The sequence below is a fragment of the Caballeronia sp. GAWG1-1 genome, from assembly GCF_023631465.1.
Lineage (GTDB): Bacteria > Pseudomonadota > Gammaproteobacteria > Burkholderiales > Burkholderiaceae > Caballeronia.
Map to the genome: position 1 here is coordinate 222,331 of NZ_JALQDB010000008.1, position 18,855 is coordinate 241,185.

An 18,855-nucleotide genomic window follows, 5' to 3' on the forward strand; every position below is an offset into this window, starting at 1 on the left:
GCTTATTCGTCGTTGATGGCGGCGTTTGTATAGACTTCCTGCACGTCGTCGAGATTTTCGAGAGCGTCCAGCAGTTTTTGCATTTTCAGGGCGTCGTCGCCGCTGAATTCCACTTCGCTTTGCGGCTTCATGGTCACTTCGGCGAGTTCCGCCTTGAAGCCGGCGGCTTCGAGCGCGTCCTTCACCTTCTGGAAGTCGTTGGCGGGGCTGATCACTTCGATGCTGCCGTCGTCGTTCGTCACCACGTCGTCCGCGCCTGCTTCGAGCGCGGCGTCCATCAGCTTGTCCTCGGGCGTGCCCGGCGCGAACAGGAACTGGCCGACATGGTCGAACATGAACGATACCGAGCCGTCCGTGCCCATGTTGCCGCCGAACTTCGAGAACGCGTGGCGCACTTCCGCGACCGTGCGGGTGCGGTTGTCGGTCATGGTGTCGACGATGATCGCCGCGCCGCCGATGCCGTAGCCTTCGTAGCGGATTTCCTCGTAGCTCGCGCCATCGACGCCGCCGACGCCGCGCTGGATCGCGCGGTTGATGTTGTCCTTCGGCATGTTGGCGTCGTACGCCTTGTCGACCGCAAGCCGCAGCCGCGGGTTCGAGTCGACTTCGCCGCCGCCCATGCGGGCCGCGACCTGGATTTCCTTGATGAGGCGCGTCCAGACCTTGCCGCGCTTTGCATCGGCTGCGGCCTTCTTATGCTTGATGTTGGCCCATTTCGAGTGACCCGCCATTACCTTTCTCCATCGCGCGCGGACGTCGTGCCGCGCCTTGGTTTGCTGTGATGCTGTAGATGTCTGTTCGATGCGCTGCCGCGTCTTTTTAAACGGCAGCCGGGTTCGTGCGTCGGGCGCGGCCCGAAGGCAAGCCAGTCAGGCTCGCGGCAAGATCCGCTTAGGAACAGACCGAAATTTTATCATGCTGGGATGGCTTGGCAGGCGGCTTGCGTCGATTGGGGAAAACGAGCGGGCGAAGGCGGATTCGGGGAAAGTGCGCCGCGCAAAAGCCATCGCACAATAAAAAACCGCCGCGCATGTCGCGCGGCGGTCTCGAGACTTGATCTGCGAAAACGGGTTGCGATCAGTTCTTCGTCCCGAACAGCCGGTCGCCTGCATCGCCGAGACCGGGAACGATATACGCATGATCGTTCAGATGCGAATCCAGCGAGGCGACGTAGAGCTTCACGTCCGGATGCGCGTCCTGGAACACCTTCACGCCTTCGGGCGCCGCCACCAGCGCCACGAACACGATATTCTCGGACAGCACGTTGCGGCGCTTCATTACGTCGACGGCGTGGACGGCCGAGTAGCCGGTCGCGACCATCGGATCGCACAGAATGAAGACGCGCTCCTCCAGGTCGGGCGGCAGGCGCACGAGATACTCGACCGGCCGGTGATCTTCCGCGCGATAGACGCCGATATGACCGACGCGCGCCGAGGGGATCAGGTCGAGCAGCCCGTCCGACATGCCGATGCCCGCGCGCAGCACCGGCACGATGGCGAGCTTTTTGCCCGCGATCACGGGCGCGTCGATCTCGACGAGCGGCGTTTCCACGCGCTTGGTCGTGAGCGGCAGATTGCGGGTGATCTCGTAGCCCATCAGCAAGGTGATTTCCCGCAGCAGTTCGCGAAACGTGCGCGTGGACGTGTCCTTGTCGCGCATGTGGGTGAGCTTGTGCTGGATCAGCGGGTGATCGGTGATGAAGAGATTGGGAAAACGGCTGTCCTGTTTCATGGGTCTCGCGCGTTCGCGCGTCCTGCTGGTGTGCTGCTCGTGTGATGGGGTGCCGTCATGGGCGATGCGTGAGCGCCGGCGCTCATGCCGCGCGCCGGGCGGACAGTGGCGACAGTTTACCGAAAACCCCGCCGTTGCCTAAGAACATTTGCCGCATTCACCGGCAAGCCGCATGGCCCGCCCGACGTTGCCGCCCCGATTCTCTTAGAATTGCGCGGAAGGCGTGACGGTCATCTCACGCGCTCCGAACCGAAACAGTCGAGACAACCTCTGGAGGATGGACGATGGACATGGGAATCGCAGGGCGCACCGCGCTCGTCTGCGCGGCAAGCAAGGGACTCGGGCGCGGTTGCGCCGAGGCGCTCGCAGCCGAGGGCGTCAATCTCGTCATCACCGCGCGCACGGCGGAAACGCTCGAAGCGACGGCCGCCGCCATCCGCGCGGCCTATGGCGTGGACGTGAAGACCGTGGCCGGCGACATCGCCACGCCCGAGGGCCAGGCCGCCGCGCTCGCCGCGTGTCCGCAGCCGGACATCCTAGTCAACAACGCGGGCGGGCCGCCGCCGGGCGACTTCCGTAATTTCACGCACGACATGTGGATCAAGGCGCTCGAAGCCAACATGCTCACGCCGATCGAACTCATCAGGCAGACCATCGACGGGATGATCGGGCGCGGTTTCGGACGCATCGTCAATATCACGAGCTCGTCGGTGAAGGCGCCGATCGATGTGCTCGGGCTCTCCAACGGCGCGCGCTCCGGGCTCACGGGCTTCGTCGCGGGTGTGGCGCGCAAGGTGGCGTCCACGGGCGTGACCATCAACAATCTGCTGCCCGGCACCTTCGACACCGACCGCGTCGCCGTCACGTTCGAAGCGCAGGCAAAGGCGCAGAACATCAGCATCGACGAGGCGCGCAAGCGTCGCGCGGACGCGCTGCCCGCTGGACGCTTCGGCGAGCCGGACGAGTTCGGCCGGGCCTGCGCGTTCCTGTGCAGCGCGCATGCGGGCTACATCACCGGGCAGAATCTGCTGATCGATGGCGGCGCTTATCCGGGCACGTACTGAACGCAGCCGCGCCGCGCGCGCATCAGCGCGAACGGCGCACTTGATTCTCGACACATGGCGAACAGAACCGACGGAGACATTCAAGCGATGACCAAGGCAATCCGATTCGACAAGACAGGCGGCCCCGAAGTCATGAAGTGGGTCGACGTGAACGTGGGCGAGCCGGGCAAGGGTGAAATCCGCGTGAAGCATCACGCGGTCGGGCTCAATTTCATCGATGTGTATTTCCGCACCGGGCTTTATCCGATGCCGCTGCCCAACGGGCTCGGCATGGAAGGCGCGGGCGAAGTCACGGCGGTGGGCGAGGGCATCACGCAATTCAAACCGGGCGATCGCGTGGCGTATGCGTCGCGTCCGCCGGGCGCTTATGCCGAGGAACGGGTGATGGCGGCGGATTTCGTCGTCAAGCTGCCGGATGCGATCAGCTACGAAGATGCCGCGTCGATCATGCTGCAAGGACTGACCACGCAATATCTGCTGCGCCGGACCTATCGCGTGAAGGCGGGCGAAACGGTGTTGATCCACGCGGCGGCGGGCGGCGTCGGCCTGCTCGCGGTGCAGTGGGCGAAGGCGCTCGGCGCGACGGTGATCGGCACGGTCGGTTCGGACGAGAAAGCGGAGATCGCGAAGGCGCATGGCTGCGATCACGCGATCGTCTACACGCGCGACAACTTCACTCAGCGTGTGCGCGAGATCACCAACGGCGCGGGCGTGCCGGTGGTCTACGATTCCATCGGCAAGGACACGTATATCGCGTCGCTCGACAGCCTCTCGCCGCTGGGATACTTCGTGAGCTTCGGCAATTCGTCGGGTCCGGTGCCGCCTATCGATTCATCCGAACTCGCCGGGCGCGGTTCGCTTTACTTCACGCGTCCGACGCTTTTCAGCTATATCGCCAAGCGCGCCGATCTGGATGCCATGGCGGCCGAACTGTTCGAAGTCGTGTCGTCGGGGAAGGTCAGGACGAACGTGCGACAACGTTATTCGCTGGCCGACGCGCCCCGCGCGCATGAGGACCTCGAAGCGCGCAAGACGACGGGCTCGACCATTCTTTTGCCTTGAGCCTTTCCCGCGTGACGGATTCTCACTGAAACTAAGAAATAGAACAGCATCGATATGAGCGAGCCGTCCGTCACCGTCGTCCTGATCGAGGACGAAAAGCAGATTCGCCGCTTCGTACGCGTGTCCCTGGAAGCCGAGGGCATGACCGTGCACGAAGCGGAAACCGGCCAGCAAGGTCTGATCGAAGCGGCGACGCGCAAGCCCGATCTCGTGATCGTCGATCTGGGTCTGCCGGATACCGATGGCCTCGACGTCATTCGCGAACTGCGCGGCTGGACCGAATTGCCGGTGATCGTGCTCTCGGCCCGCACGCAGGAAGCGGAAAAGGTCGCCGCGCTCGATGCCGGCGCCGACGACTATCTCACCAAGCCGTTCGGCGTTTCCGAGTTGATGGCGCGTATTCGCGCGCATTTGCGGCGGCGCAATCAGGCGGCGGGCAGCGAGACGCCGGCCGTGCGTTTCGGCGATGTCACCGTCGATCTCGCGTTGCGGCGCGTCACGAAAAACGGCGAGAGCGTGCATCTGACGCCGATCGAATATCGCCTGCTTGCCACGCTCGTGCGGCATGCGGGGCGCGTCTTGACGCATCGGCAATTGCTGAAGGAAGTGTGGGGACCGTCGCATGTGGAGAGTCCGCATTATCTGCGCATCTACATGGCGCATCTGCGGCAGAAGCTCGAGCGCGATACGGCGCAGCCCGAGCATATCGTCACGGAAACGGGCGTGGGATATCGGCTCGTGGGAGTCGTGTGATGTGCGTCCTTCGAATTACGCGGTGACCGCGGCGTAGGTATCGAGCACGGCGTCGAGCGGTTCGTTTCCGCCGACGAAGCCGATGACCCGATCCCGCACGCCAAGCGCCACGCAACGCAGCGCAATGCGCGCGACATCCTCGCGCGACACGTCGGGCATCTCGACCGTGGTCTCGTCCGCGAGCGCCATCGTGCCGCGCGCGGGTTCGTCGGATAGCGGGCCAGGACGCAGGATCGCGTAAGGCACGCCGCGCCGCATGACGTAGGCATCGGCTTCGCGTTTCATGCGCGAGTAATGACGCAGGGAAAGCGGATTGCGCTCCGGATGAAACGCGGTCAGCGCGCTTACGACGACGAGTTGCCGCACGCGCCGGCGCTTTGCGTAATCGGCGGTGCGCATGACGGCGTCGCGATCGATCGCGCGTTCCTCGTGCACGCCTTCGCTCTCGGACGACCCCGCCGCGTAGATCACGTGCGTGATGTCGTCGAAGACATGCGAGAAGTCCTGATCGAGATCGCCGAGCACGATTTCCGCGCCCAGCGCCGCGAACTCGCTCTTGTGCGCGGATTTGCGAAGCAGCGCCCGAAAAGGCGCGGCGTGGTCATGAAGACCTTGCGCGATAAGCCGGCCCGTGCGGCCGTGCGCGCCGATCAGCAGAACTTTCATCGTCTTCATTGAGTTCGCTCCCTTGCGGTGGCCGGCTCGACAATCAAAGTAGGCGATTTCGGCGCCTTGTGCTATCCGTGCTTGCGCGGCCTCGCGTCACTCCACCGCGCTTGCCGGCCGCGCATTGCCACGCCGCCGCGCGCGCCGTTCCTCTGCGCGCACGCGGAAGCGGTCCATATACAGATAAACCACCGGCGTCGTATAGAGCGTCAGCATTTGACTCACGATCAGCCCGCCGACGATTGCAATGCCAAGCGGCGCGCGCATCTCCGATCCTTCGCCAGTTCCGAACGCGAGCGGCAGCGCGCCGAGCAGCGCGGCGGCGGTCGTCATCATGATCGGGCGAAAGCGCAAGAGACACGCTTCCTCGATGGCATCGTGCGAAGTCTTGGCGCCGTGCCGCGTGGCCTCGATAGCGAAGTCCACCATCATGATCGCGTTCTTCTTCACGATGCCGATCAGCAAGATGACCGCGATCAACGCGATGATGCTGAATTCCGTCTTGAACAGCAGCAGCGCAAGCAGCGCGCCGACGCCCGCCGACGGCAGCGTGGAGAGAATCGTGATCGGATGGATATAACTTTCATACAGAATGCCGAGCACGATATACACGGCCGCGAGCGCCGCGAGAATCAGGATGGGCTGGTCGTTCATCGACTGCTGGAACGCCTGCGCCGTGCCCTGAAAACTGCCGTGGATGGTCTGCGGCACGCCGATTTCCGCCATCGTTTCGTAGATCGCGGCGGTGGCCTCCGAGAGCGACTTGCCCGGCGGCAGATTGAACGAGATGGTGGAAGCCACGAACTGGCTCTGGTGATTGACGGAAAGCGGCGTATTGCCCGGCCCGAATTTCGCGATGGCCGAAAGCGGCACCATCGTTTCCTGCGATGTGGAAACCGCCGCGCCTGACGACGAACTCGACTTGCCGCTCGCCGCGATGGCGTTGGTCGCCGAATTCTTGACCGAAGCGAGCGCCAGCGCGGCGGCTGTGTCGGAACTGCTGGTGGACGAGCCGCCCGCGCCGGTCGAACCGGTCGCCGAGGTGGACGCCGTCGAGTTGGCGCCGGAAGTGGTGGTCGAATTAGTCGATGACGTGCCGCTCGCCGTGCCGCCCGACGTGCTGATGTAGATCTGCTTGAGCATCTCCGGGTCCTGCCAGTATTTCGGCGCGACTTCCATCACCACGTGGTATTGCGACAGCGGGTTGTAGATGGTCGAGACCTGGCGCTGGCCGAAGGCGTCGTAGAGCGTGTTGTCGATCTGCGCTGGCTTGATGTTCAGACGCGCGGCCGTGGCGCGGTCGAAGGTCACCATCGCTTCGAGACCGCCTTGTTGCTGGTCGGAATTCACGTCGGTGAGTTCGGGGCGCTTGAGCAGCGCTTCTGTGAGCTTGGGCGCCCACGTGTAAAGGTCGCTCGTGGTGTCGGACAGCAGCGTGAATTGATACTGCGCATTCGACTGCCGCCCGCCCACGCGAATATCCTGAACGGCCTGCAGGAAGGTGCGCGCGCCCGCGACATCGGCGAGCGGCTTGCGCAGACGGTTGATGACCTGATCCGCCGACACCTTGCGTTCGCTCTTCGGCTTGAGCGAGATGAACATGAAGCCGGAATTGGTCGTGCGCCCGCCCGTAAAACCGGCGACGCTGTCCACGGCCGGGTCCGATTCGACGATTCGCATCATCTCCGAGAACTTGCCTTTCATCGCCTGAAACGAGGTGCTCTGGTCCGCCTGAATGCCGCCGACGATACGCCCCGTGTCCTGCTGCGGGAAAAAGCCCTTCGGCACGATGATGTACAGATAGACGTTCAGCCCGATGGTCGCGAGCAAAATGAGCAAGATGAGCCGCGGGTGCCCGAGCGCCCAGCCAAGCGTGCGCGCATAGCCGCGCTGCATGCGCTCGAATTGGCGTTCGAGCCAGAGCGCGAGCCGGCCTTCTTTCTTCTTCTGATGCGGCTCTTGAAGCAGACGCGAGCACATCATGGGCGTGACGGTGAGCGACACCACGAGCGATACGGAGATCGCCAGCGACAAGGTCAGCGCGAACTCGCGGAACAGGCGCCCAACGATACCGCCCATCAGCAGGATGGGCAGAAACACGGCAACGAGCGAAATGCTGATGGACAGCACCGTGAAGCCGACCTCGCGCGCGCCGAGTATCGCGGCCTGCATGCGCGGCACGCCGTTCTCGACATGCCGCGAGATGTTCTCCAGCACGACGATGGCGTCGTCCACCACGAAGCCCGTCGCGATGGTCAGCGCCATCAGCGAGAGATTGTCGAGCGAGAAGCCGAGCAAATACATCGCCGCGAAGGTGCCGATGATCGATATCGGCACGGCGACGCTTGGAATCAGCGTTGCGCGCCAGTTGCGCAGGAACAGGAACACGACCATCACGACGAGCGCCACCGCGATCACGAGCGTGAGTTCGGTGTCGTGCAGCGAGGCGCGGATGGTGGTCGAGCGGTCCGCTGTCGGGGTGATCAGGACATCGGCGGGAAGGGCGGCTTGCAGTTGCGGCAGCATGCCCTTCACGCGGTCGATCGTCTCGATGATATTCGCGCCCGGCTGACGGTACAGAATGACGAGCACCGCGTGCTTGTTGTTGATGAGGCCGAGATTGCGCAGGTCTTCCACGGAATCGACCACTTCGCCGACGTCCGAAAGATGCACCGCCGAGCCGTTGCGATAGGCGACGACCAGATCCTTGTATTGCGACGCCTTGCTCGCCTGATCGTTGGTGTAGAGCTGGACGTGGTTGTCCTTGAATTCGATTGCGCCCTTCGGACTGTTCGCATTCGCCGATGCCAGCGCCGCGCGCACGTCTTCCAGCCCGATGCCGTAGTGAAACAGCGCGCCCGGTTCGAGCTCCACGCGCACGGCCGGGTTTGCCGAGCCGCTCACGTCCACTTCGCCGACGCCCGGCACGGTAGAAAGCGTCTGCTGCAGCACGGTCGCCGCGGAGTCGTAAAGCGCGCCCGCGGTTCGGGTAGGCGAGGACAGCGCGAGCACCAGAATGGGCGCGTCGGCCGGGTTCACCTTGTGGTAGGTTGGGTTGCTGCGCAGCGCGGTTGGCAAGTCGGCGCGCGCGGCGTTGATGGCGGCCTGCACGTCGCGCGCGGCGCCGTCGATGTCGCGGTTCAGGCCGAACTGCAGTGTGATGCGCGTGGTGCCGACCGCGCTTTGCGAAGTCATCTCGCTGACATCGGCGATGGAGCCGAGATGCCGTTCGAGCGGACTCGCCACGCTCGTCGCCACGGTTTCGGGACTTGCGCCCGGCAACTGCGCCTGCACGGAAATGGTCGGAAAATCCACTTGAGGCAGCGGCGCGACCGGCAGCTTCACGAACGCGAACATGCCGGCGAGCGCGATGCCCACCGCGAGCAGCGTCGTCGCAACGGGCCGGTCGATGAAAATGCGCGACATGTTCATGGCTTACTCCGCGTCGGCGGCGGGCCGCGGCTCGTGCATGCCGCCGCCGAAGCGCGCGCGCAACCGGCGGCCGAGCGAATCGAATGCCAGATAGATCACGGGCGTGGTGAAGAGCGTGAGCAACTGCGAGACGATCAGACCGCCGACAATCGCGATACCGAGCGGATGCCGCAGCTCCGAACCCGCGCCCCAGCCGATCATGAGCGGCAGCGCGCCGAGAAGCGCGGCCATCGTCGTCATGAGAATCGGGCGAAAGCGCAGCAGGCACGCCTGGAAGATCGCGTCGCGCGGCGACTTGCCTTGATCGCGCTCGGCTTCGAGCGCGAAGTCGATCATCATGATGGCGTTCTTCTTCACGATACCGATCAAGAGCACGATGCCGATGATGCCGATGATGTCCAGATCGTGCCCGGTGACCATCAGCGAAAGCAGCGCGCCGACGCCTGCGGACGGCAGCGTCGAGAGAATGGTGATCGGGTGGATGAAGCTCTCGTACAGCACGCCGAGCACGATATACATCGTGACGATGGCCGCGAGGATCAGGAACAGTTCGTTCGAAAGCGAAGCCTGGAACGCGAGCGCCGCGCCCTGAAAGCGAATTTGGAACGACGCGGGCAGGCCGATGTCGTTCTTCGCCTGCTCGATGGCCTTGACCGCCGCTCCAAGCGATTCGCCCTTGGCCAGGTTGAAGGAAACGGTCGTCGCCGGGAATTGGCCCAGATGCGTGACGAGCAACGGCGCCGCGCGCTCGTGGAACTTGGCGATGGTGTTGAGCGGCACCTGCCCCGTCGTCGAAGTGGACGACGGCAGATAGATGCCGTTCAGGATCTCGCTGTAGTGCGCGTCCGAAGGCTCCGATTCAAGGATCACGCGATACTGGTTCGACTGCGTGAAGATGGTCGAAATGATGCGCTGGCCGAAGGCGTCGTAAAGCGCGTTGTCCACCGTCGCAGGCGTGATGCCGAAGCGCGCCGCCGTCGGCCGGTCGATCTCGATATACACCGACTGGCCGTTCTGCTGCAGGTCGGTCGCCACATCCGTGAGAATGGACGTATGTTGCAGCCGCTCGACGAGCTTCGGCACCCATTCCGCGAACTCGGACGGGTTCGGGTCGGTCAGCATGAACTGATATTGCGTCGGACTGACGGTGGAATCGATCGTCAAGTCCTGCACCGGCTGCATATACAGCTTGATGCCAGGAATGTCCGCGACGTCGCTCTGAATGGAACGGATCACGTCGCTCGACGTGTTGCTGCGGTCGTCGCGCGGCTTCAGGTTGATGAGCATGCGCCCGCTGTTCAGCGTGATGTTGGTGCCGTCCACGCCGATGAACGAAGTCAGGCTTTCGACATCCGGGTTCTGCAGAATCTTCTGCGCGAGCGCCTGCTGCTGCTCGGCCACGGCCTGATACGACGCGGCCTGCGGCGCTTGCGTGATCGCCTGGATCACGCCGGTGTCCTGCGTGGGAAAGAAGCCCTTCGGAATGAAGATGTACAGCACGGCGGTCAAAACGAGCGTCAGCAGGGCGACGACGAGCGTCGCGGCTTGCCGCTCCAGCACCCATTCGAGCGCGACGGCGTAGCGGCCGATCACGTAGTCGATGAACTTGTGGGCGCGCGCCTCGAAGCGCTTGCTGTCTTTGGGCGGCGTGTGGCGCAGGAGTTTTGCGCACATCATCGGCACGAGCGTGAGCGAGACGATAGCCGAGATCACGATGGTCACGGCAAGCGTGATCGCGAACTCGTGGAACAGACGGCCAACCACATCGCCCATGAAGAGCAGCGGGATAAGCACCGCGATCAGTGAAACCGTCAGCGAAATGATGGTGAAGCCGATCTGCTTCGAGCCTTTCAACGCTGCTTCGAGCGGCGGGTCGCCTTCCTCGACATAGCGCGCGATGTTTTCGATCATGACGATGGCGTCGTCGACGACGAAGCCCGTCGCGATGGTCAGCGCCATCAGCGAGAGATTGTCGAGTGAAAAGCCGCACAGGTACATGATCGCGAGCGTGCCGACTAACGACAGCGGCACGGAAAGACTCGGGATGATGGTGGCGTAGACGTTCGCGAGAAACAGATAAATTACCAGCACGACCAGCACGACGGAGAGCGCGAGTTCGAACTGCACGTCGCGCACCGACGCGCGGATGGTGGTGGTGCGGTCCGTGACGATGCGCACGTCCAGCGCCGCCGGCAGCGATTGCTGCAAGCCTGGCAGCAGCTTCTTGATGCCGTCCACCACTTGAATGACGTTCGCGCCCGGCTGACGCTGCACGTTGAGGATGATGGCGGGCGTCGCGTCGACCCACGCGCCGAGCTTGGTATTCTCCGGACCTTCGACGACCGTGGCGACATCGGTGAGCATGACCGGCCGGCCGTTCTTGTATGCGACCACCGCGCTTTGGTACGCGCTTGCATCGGTCAACTGGTCGTTCGCATTGATGGTGTAGTTACGCGACGGGCCGTCGAAATTGCCCTTCGGCGTATTGACGTTGAGGTTGGCGATAGTCGTGCGCAAGTCGTCGATATTCAGCCCGTACGAGGCCAGCGCGCGTGTGTTCGCCTGTATGCGCACGGCGGGGCGGTTGCCGCCGCTGATCGACACGAGACCCACGCCCGCGACTTGCGAAATCTTCTGCGCGAGGCGCGTATCGGCGAGATCCTGGACCTTGGTGAGCGGCAGTGTCTTGGAACTGATCGCGAGCGTGATGATCGGCGCGTCGGCGGGGTTCACTTTCGCGTAGATCGGCGGGGCGGGCAGGTCGGACGGCAGCAGATTACCCGCCGCGTTGATGGCGGCCTGAACTTCCTGCTCGGCGATATCGAGCGGCAAATCCAGACTGAACTGCAAGGTAATGACCGACGCGCCCGCCGAACTCTGCGACGACATCTGGTTCAGGCTCGCCATCTGCCCGAACTGCTTTTCGAGCGGCGCGGTGACGCTGGAGGTCATCACATCCGGCGACGCGCCGGGGTAAAACGTCTGCACCTGGATGGTCGGATAGTCGACCGCGGGCAGCGCGGACAGCGGCAGAAAACGTAGCGCGACGAGGCCGACCAGCATGATCGCCGCCATCAGAAGCGCCGTGCCGACCGGACGCAGGATAAAAAGGCGAGATGGATTCATGCGGCTCTGGTTGCTCTTGGCTTAACTGTCACTGCTGCGGTTGCTGACGACGATGCCCGCCATGCCGCGCACCCCAAGCTGCCGACGCGGCAGCCGCCGCCGATGCACCTGAAGCGCCGGATGCGCCCGAAGCACCCTTGGCCTTGTCCGCCGGAATCGTGATCTTCGCGCCTTCCTTGAGCCGGTCGGAGCCGTCGATCACCACGCGCTCGCCGGCCTGCAGACCGGTTTTGATGCTGGTGCGCTCGCCATCGACGGGACCGGTTTTCACGTTGCGCACCGTCACCGTATTGTCCGGCTTGACGACATACACGAACGATCCCGACGAGCCATTCAGCACCGCCGAAGTCGGAACGATAAGCGCGTCTTTGATGACATCGACGAGCAGCTTCGTGTTCACGAACTGGTTCGGAAAGAGCCCGAGTCCTTTGTTGTCGAAGGTCGCGCGCAGCTTGACGGTGCCGGTGGTGGTGTCGATCTGGTTGTCGAGGGTTTCCAGATAGCCCGATTCGAGCGCAACCGTATTGGCGCGGTCATATGCCGTCACCGACATCTTCGTGCCCGCATGCAGCGGCTTCAGGATGGCGGCAAGGTTGTCTTCCGAGGTGGTGAAGATCACGCTGATCGGCTGCAATTGCGTGATGACCACGACGCCGTTGGTGTCGCCCGTCGTCACGTAATTGCCGGGATCGACCTGACGCAGGCCGACGCGTCCCGACACGGGCGCCGTGATGCGCGCGTAGGTGAGATCGAGCTTGTAGGTATCGACGTTGGCCATGTCCGACTTGACCGCGCCTTCATACTGCTTGACGAGCGAGCCTTGAGTGTCGACCTGTTGCTTGGCGATTGAGTCTTGCGAGAGCAGCGTCTGATAACGCTGCAAGTCGAGCCTCGCGGTCTGCAACAGCGCCTGATCCCGCGCAAGCGTGCCTTCGGCGTTACGCAGCGAAATCTCATAAGGACGCGGGTCGATCTGCGCGAGCACGTCGCCCTTCTTGACCATCTGGCCTTCCTTGAAGGCCACGTCCATCAGCGTGCCATTGAGCTGCGTCTTGACCGTGACGTTGGCAAGCGGCGTGACCGTGCCGAGCGAATTGATGACCACCGGCATCTCGCCTTGCGCGACGGTCGCGACATGCACGGGCTGCGGCTGATTCATCGCGTTCGCGCCGCCGCCGCGACGGCCGCCGCCCTGACGCGCATCCTGTGGTTGACCCGAGGCACTGTTGCGGCTCCACGGATGCCACCAGGCGACGGCTCCCGCGACAATCAGCAAAGCGATCACGAGCGGGACGAGCTTGCGCCGCCTTGGCGGGCGTTCCCCGAGCGTGGTCGTGGCAGGTCGATCAGGCGAGTTGGACGGTTTCTGCGGTTGTCCGGGAGAATTCTTTTGGTCGTCCATCGGTTCTGTGGCTGGTATTTCAAGTGATTCGTTGGAGCGCCCAAGGCGGCGCGCGAACGCCAGGCAGGACAGCGCAATCTGCAAGCCGCATCGAGGCGAGGACCTGAAAGCGAGCGATGAGCACATGAAGCTTTGTCGCGACGCATTCGAAGCGCTGCCGCGCATGACGAAACCGCAACGAAGAGACACGACGCATACAAGCCGCACCAACGCCGCGCGGTCGTGCGAAGCATGATGCTACGTCCCGCATCGAGGCCCGTCCACCTACCTTTCTTTCGGCTGATTACGAGTGTTACACGCGGCCTGACATGGCTTTCGCACGATGCGAGCGCAGGCCGGCCGAACCCGTCGATGGGTCGGCCGGCAATACGTCAGGGGTGTCAAGTCTACTCGGTGGCGCGCAAGTCCGTAGAGGCAGCCATCGCGATGGCCGCCGATGCGGCGCCGGACGTGCCGCCGATCTCGTGCGCGATCTGGCTCACGCAGCGCAGCAGCGCGGGCGCGACTATTTCGATGAGCGTCTCTTCGGGACACTGATGCGCCGCGCCGCCGCAGTTCACGGAGTAACGCTCCTCCGACGGACCGATGAAGCCCGCCGCGACCGCGTTGAGCCCCAGATGCCATTCGCCGATCGAAACCGCGAAGCCATTGCGATGCGTGTCTTCGATACCGTGCCGAAGTCCCATCGCGATGAGCGGCCAGTCGTCGCCGGATGCGATCTGCAGACTACCGATGAGCGTTTCGCGATCCGCCTGCGACAGCACGGACAAGTACGCGCGCCCCACGGCGGTACGGGTGAGGTCCATCCTTCCGCCCACTTCGAGACGTGAGACGAGCACGGCCGAACGCGGACGGATGGCATCGATAACGACCATTTCCAACCGGTCCCGCACCGCCAGATGCACCGACAGGCTGGTTTCCTCGGCGAGCGCGATGAGGTAGGGGCGCGCCCGAGCACGAATATCGAAATTGCGTAAGAATCCATTGCTGAATTCCAGAACCGAGGCGGTCAGCACGAAACGCTCGCTGTCGGGCAGCCGCAGCAGCAGGCCCGCGCCGACGAGCGTTGCTGTGATACGCGACACGGTAGGTTTGGGAATGCCGGTCCATTCGGTCAGCTCTCGGTTGCTGACAGGGGCATCGGCGGCAGCGATACGGCGTAGAACGTCAAGACCGCGCGCAAGCGCCGTGACTTCTTCGCCCTCTCTCTCTCTCGGTTTTTCCCGGTCTGGTAGCCGGCTTTTTAATGTGTGCATTCTTATTTTCTGAAACGTAGTTTCGGATGCGGACTGACGCTAAATAACCCGGATGCCACTTAAACTTGCAAGCGGTGCAAGCCTCTCATCGATAAGCAGCAGACGGAATGAAACATTTCTCTTGGTAGGGGTTTGCAAAGATTACCTTGGGCAGAAGTTCTGCGCCGGAGATTTTGCTTGACTTGGGCAGCAATCCCATAAAAAATGGAACCGAATTTCGAAACTGGTGGGGCGACGTGCACAGTTGCTTTCCGCTCCCCGCTTGAATGACCGGCTCTCAGGTTCTAGCACGGCCCTCGGAATGGCTAGAACTTTTAAGGCGCTATGGAAACATAGCGCCTTTTTTTTCGCCCTATGTTTGCGGTAACAAACGCACTGAATATACGCTGAAAGCAAAAATGGCGTCGGACTGGAAGCAAGTTTGCTTCGGCGCGAAGGGTTGCGGAGACGCTGGAAGAGGGCGAGGCGCGCTCTCGAAGGCCGGGCGCGTGGACCGATAGCGGCGCGCGATGCGCCGCCCGGTAAGTCGATTCAATCGAATTCGTTGAACACACGGCGCTGCCGAAGCAGGCGCTTGCCGCGCATGATCCAGTACACGCTCGCAAGTAACAAAAGCAATGCGACGCTCAAAACGAATACCGGCGAAATGCGTTCGGGCGCTGGCTGACTGGTGGCGATCAAAAGCGCCGCGAAAAATGCCGCCGCCGCTTGATAGTAGGCGCGCTTGGCCAGACTGCGGCGCATCTGATGCGTGGTAAAGCGGGAGACAGGAGGACGGGTGAAAGGCTCGAAAAGCAGGACCCCGGCGAAGAGGGCCACGACGAAATTCATATAAAGCATGGGGGCAACGTTGGCGCGAAGAGATGTGGACTGGCGGCGAATATATGCGAGTCCCATGCCTCTCAAAACCAGAAGTGTCCTAAATGTAGAGGGAAAACTCTATTACATTCGCGGGGAGTTGGAGGGTGTTCAAAAGTTAGGCAAAGGCGAGAAGAGCTGGTAAGGGTTTTCCAAGGTTCCCTCGTGATGCAAGCTTTACAAAACGCTTCTTTTCCAAGTGCCAATTCGAGCTTTCGCGCTTAGGCAAAATGCGCTCAAAACGTTGCCATCCAGGGTCAGCGTATGATGAGCGCCATTTCCAAGAGGAACAAATCGCGCTCAGGCGTGCGGACTTCGCATCGAGATTCATGCAGCACTCAGGCACCACATCTGGAAGGAACGACCATGCAGACATCGCCCATGACCCGAATCGGGATCGCGCTCGCCGCGCTCGGTGTACTTGCCGCGTGCGAAAAGCACGATGCATCGGCAGGACAGGCGGCGGGCGCGCTCAACAACCTCGCGAGCCAGACCCAGCAAAAGTTCGATCAGGCGGCGAGTTACGTCGGCCAGAAGGTCGATGCCGCCAAACAGACAGCTCAGCAGAACATCGACAACGCCGGCTCGATGCCCGATATCTCCGCGAGCAGCGTCGCGGCGACGGCGCGTGCGAATCTGCAGAACGCGGCGAGCGCGACTAACGCCGCCATCACCGACGCGGCCAGCGCGACGGGCGCCGGTTTGCAGAACGCTGGCCGCAAGTTGCAGGACTGGTCGAAGGACGGAAGCGCATCGGGCACGGCGGGTAACGCGGGTACGTCGGGTACGTCGGGCACTTCGGGCACTTCGGGCGCGAGCCCGACCACCGACACGAGCGGCGCCCGCACGGAAATGGACAAGTAAGCAGCCGACGCGGACTTAACATTCCGTTACGTCCGTTTCGGCTGATGCCTTCATCGCAGCCGCTAAACTGGCGGTCTTTCGGAAATCGAGACAGTTATGAAGTCACGCAAGCTCGCGCATGACGGCGCGCTGGCGATCGTCGCGATATTTTGGATGGCCGCGCTTGCGCTTTTCTCGCCCGCCGCGTTCGCGGCTCCGGCGCTCACGCTGCCTTCGTTCGAGGAACTGATCAAGCCCGCCGCACCCGCATCCGCTCCCGATGCGGCTTCCGGCGTGACGGACCCGGCCGTATCGGATGCCGACATGGTGCGCTCGCTCGATACGGTCATCTCGACGCTCGACAGCGATCGACAGCGCGGCGCGCTCGTCGCGCAATTGAAGAAACTGCGCGAAGCCAAGCGCTCGGCCGAGACGGCTGGCGCGGCATCGGGCGCGGTCGCGGTCGATTCAGCCGCTGCGTCAGGCGCAAGCGCACCCGCGGCCACGGCGTCGACGGCATCGTCGGTCGTGGCGAGCATGGCGCAGAACGCGGGCTTGCTGGGCGCGATAGCATCGGCGCTCACGAACATCGAAGCCGACGTGAAGCGCGGCAAAACGCCGATCGCGTACTGGGGCGGGCGCTTCAACGCGGCCGGCAACGAACTCTTCACCATCGTCACGAGCCAGAGCCGCGAGCCGTTCGGCCGCACGCTCTTCAATTACTTCGCGATGCTCGTCGGCTGGGGCGCGTGCGCGTTCGTCCTCGTCTATGTGCAGCGGCAGGTCCACGCGCGTTACGGCATCCAGGCCGGACTGCATTCCAACCCGACCACGCGCGAATTGCTGCTCTTCGCGCTGCGGCGCGTCGCGCCTTATTTGTTCGCGTTTCTCGTCGCGCTGGCCTTCGTGCGCATGATGCCGCTTTCGCTCGGCCGCACGCTCGCGATGGTCACGGCCTACGCCATCGTGGCGGGCGCGGTGTTCTCGGCGATCTGCCTCATTATGTTTTCGCTGTTCGGCTCGGCGCACCGGCGCGTGGCGGTGAACGTGCTGATCATCCGCGCGCGGCGGCTCCTGTTCCTGATCGGCACGTTCGGTGCGCTCGGCGACGCGGCCGCCAACTACGACGTCGCGCAGCAACTCGGCACCAATCTGTCCGCCCTGATCTCGACCTTCGCGAACATGGGCGCGGCGGCGCTTACCGCGTATTTCGCGCTGGCGTTCCAGCGGCCGGTCGCGCATCTGATCCGCAGCCGCACCTACGAGCAGCGCAACACGCGCAAGGCCGCGACCGAGACCTTCGAAGTGGTCGCTTCGTTGTGGCAGGTGCCGTTGCTGCTGCTGGCGTCGGCGTCGGTGGTCGCGACGCTCGCGGGCATCGGTACATCCGAGAACGTGTTGCAGATGGCGATTGCGACCGCCGGACTGCTCGTCGTCGCGTTCTTCCTGTCGGCGATCGTGATCCGCATCACGCGGCCGAAGTCGCAGAAGCCGCGCCGCCAGTCGGCTTACGTGCGGCGGCTCGTGAAGTTCGTCGGCACGATGATCGTGACCGGCGTGTGGCTCGTGTTCCTCGAACTGTCGTCGCGCTTCTGGGGCTTTTCGCTCGCGCACATGGCCGAGGAGAGCGTCGCGGCACGCGGCATCACGCGCGCGTTCGCCATGATCGTGCTGACGTTCTTCATCGTCTGGCTGGTGTGGATCCTGATCGATACCGCCATCCAGGAGACGTTGCGGCCCGATTCCACGCGGCGCGGCACGCGCGGCCCGAGCATGCGCGCGCGCACCATGCTGCCGCTCGTGCGCAACGTCGTGTTCGTCGTGCTGCTGATGATCGCGGGCATCGTCACCGCGGCCAATCTCGGCCTGAACGTCACGCCCTTGCTGGCGGGCGCGGGCGTGATCGGGCTCGCGGTCGGCTTCGGCGCGCAATCGCTGGTCGCGGATCTGATCACGGGGCTTTTCATCATCATCGAGGACACCATTTCCGTCGGCGATTCGATCGAGGTGGAAGGCGGCCACGCGGGTATCGTCGAAAGTCTGACGATCCGCACCGTGCGCCTGCGCGACGGCCAGGGCGCAATCCACGCGATTCCCTTCTCGCAGATCAAGACGGTGAAGAACCTGTCGCGCGACTTCGCCTACGCCGTGTTCGAAGTGCGCATGCCGTTTTCGGCGGATGTCGACGAAATCACGCAAATGATTCGCGAAGTCGGCGTCGAGCTGATGGACGATCTGCGCTACCGGCGCGAGATGCTGGGTCCGGTGGAGGTCTGGGGACTGGACCGTTTCGATCCGAACTGGATGGTCGTGAAAGGGCAGATCAAGACGCGGCCGCTGCAGCAATGGAGTGTGGCGCGGGCGTTCAATCTGCGCATCAAGCGGCGGATGGACGAGGCGGGCATCGAGATTCCCGTGCCGCGGATGCATGTGCAGATGAGCCGCACCGACCTGCATGCCGCGTTCGAGCCGCACGCCGATGGCCGCGCGCAGCGCATCTGGACGGGCGAAGAGCGGCTGCTCGAAGACGAGGAATTGGTGGATGCCGATCCCTCGAAGGCCCGCGATGTCTCGCACGAACCGCGTCCCGCGCCGCCGCCGACGGACCAGTCGGTGCAAATTCCGCCGCAGATTCCCACGGCGGAGCCAGGCAAGGGTTGAG

The 18,855-nt window shown here is 63.4% G+C and carries 13 protein-coding genes; 5 read left to right on the forward strand and 8 right to left on the reverse strand.

The window, feature by feature from the left end; translation table 11 throughout:
- Positions 1-2 precede the first annotated feature (2 nt).
- Together NCT03_RS05135 and upp are read right to left on the reverse strand one after the other, a co-directional pair.
- Positions 3-731 carry a YebC/PmpR family DNA-binding transcriptional regulator gene (locus tag NCT03_RS05135; protein WP_244827538.1) on the reverse strand — a complete coding sequence of 243 codons (729 nt, stop codon included), beginning with the start codon at positions 729-731 and terminating at the stop codon, positions 3-5.
- Positions 732-1,077: 346 nt separating this feature from the next.
- Entirely contained in the window at positions 1,078-1,731 is a 654-nt protein-coding gene (upp, locus tag NCT03_RS05140) for a uracil phosphoribosyltransferase (RefSeq protein WP_244827539.1), read from the reverse strand.
- 284 nt (positions 1,732-2,015) lie between these two features.
- Between upp and NCT03_RS05145 the strand changes: the two genes are divergently transcribed.
- From NCT03_RS05145 to kdpE, 3 genes are all read left to right on the forward strand, one after another.
- Complete coding sequence (locus NCT03_RS05145; RefSeq protein ID WP_244827540.1) at positions 2,016-2,795, forward strand: SDR family oxidoreductase; 780 nt, start codon at positions 2,016-2,018, stop codon at positions 2,793-2,795.
- Between the two features lie 87 nt (positions 2,796-2,882).
- Complete coding sequence (locus tag NCT03_RS05150) at positions 2,883-3,857, forward strand: quinone oxidoreductase family protein (protein WP_250464263.1); 975 nt, start codon at positions 2,883-2,885, stop codon at positions 3,855-3,857.
- A 54-nt stretch (positions 3,858-3,911) separates the two neighbouring features.
- A complete protein-coding gene (gene kdpE / locus NCT03_RS05155; protein WP_250464265.1) occupies positions 3,912-4,610 on the forward strand; it encodes a two-component system response regulator KdpE in 699 nt (232 codons plus the stop codon).
- A gap of 15 nt (positions 4,611-4,625) precedes the next feature.
- On the opposite strand, the gene NCT03_RS05160 is transcribed toward kdpE, so the two are convergent.
- From NCT03_RS05160 to NCT03_RS05185, 6 genes are all read right to left on the reverse strand, one after another.
- Complete coding sequence (locus NCT03_RS05160; RefSeq protein WP_250492112.1) at positions 4,626-5,285, reverse strand: NAD(P)H-binding protein; 660 nt, start codon at positions 5,283-5,285, stop codon at positions 4,626-4,628.
- A gap of 87 nt (positions 5,286-5,372) precedes the next feature.
- Positions 5,373-8,708 (reverse strand): efflux RND transporter permease subunit, encoded by a 3,336-nt coding sequence (locus NCT03_RS05165; protein WP_250492113.1) that lies wholly within the window; start codon positions 8,706-8,708, stop codon positions 5,373-5,375.
- A gap of 3 nt (positions 8,709-8,711) precedes the next feature.
- Entirely contained in the window at positions 8,712-11,834 is a 3,123-nt protein-coding gene (locus NCT03_RS05170) for an MdtB/MuxB family multidrug efflux RND transporter permease subunit (protein WP_250464267.1), read from the reverse strand.
- Positions 11,835-11,862: 28 nt separating this feature from the next.
- Complete coding sequence (locus tag NCT03_RS05175) at positions 11,863-13,236, reverse strand: MdtA/MuxA family multidrug efflux RND transporter periplasmic adaptor subunit (RefSeq protein ID WP_250492114.1); 1,374 nt, start codon at positions 13,234-13,236, stop codon at positions 11,863-11,865.
- A gap of 386 nt (positions 13,237-13,622) precedes the next feature.
- Positions 13,623-14,492 (reverse strand): IclR family transcriptional regulator, encoded by an 870-nt coding sequence (locus tag NCT03_RS05180; protein WP_250492115.1) that lies wholly within the window; start codon positions 14,490-14,492, stop codon positions 13,623-13,625.
- Between the two features lie 531 nt (positions 14,493-15,023).
- Positions 15,024-15,389: a hypothetical protein gene (locus tag NCT03_RS05185; protein ID WP_250492116.1), complete on the reverse strand. Its 366-nt coding sequence runs from the start codon at positions 15,387-15,389 to the stop codon at positions 15,024-15,026.
- A gap of 327 nt (positions 15,390-15,716) precedes the next feature.
- Between NCT03_RS05185 and NCT03_RS05190 the strand changes: the two genes are divergently transcribed.
- Complete coding sequence (locus tag NCT03_RS05190) at positions 15,717-16,214, forward strand: BCAL1086 family glycoprotein (RefSeq protein WP_250492117.1); 498 nt, start codon at positions 15,717-15,719, stop codon at positions 16,212-16,214.
- A 96-nt stretch (positions 16,215-16,310) separates the two neighbouring features.
- Positions 16,311-18,854: a mechanosensitive ion channel family protein gene (locus NCT03_RS05195; RefSeq protein ID WP_250492118.1), complete on the forward strand. Its 2,544-nt coding sequence runs from the start codon at positions 16,311-16,313 to the stop codon at positions 18,852-18,854.
- Position 18,855: the final 1 nt, after the last annotated feature.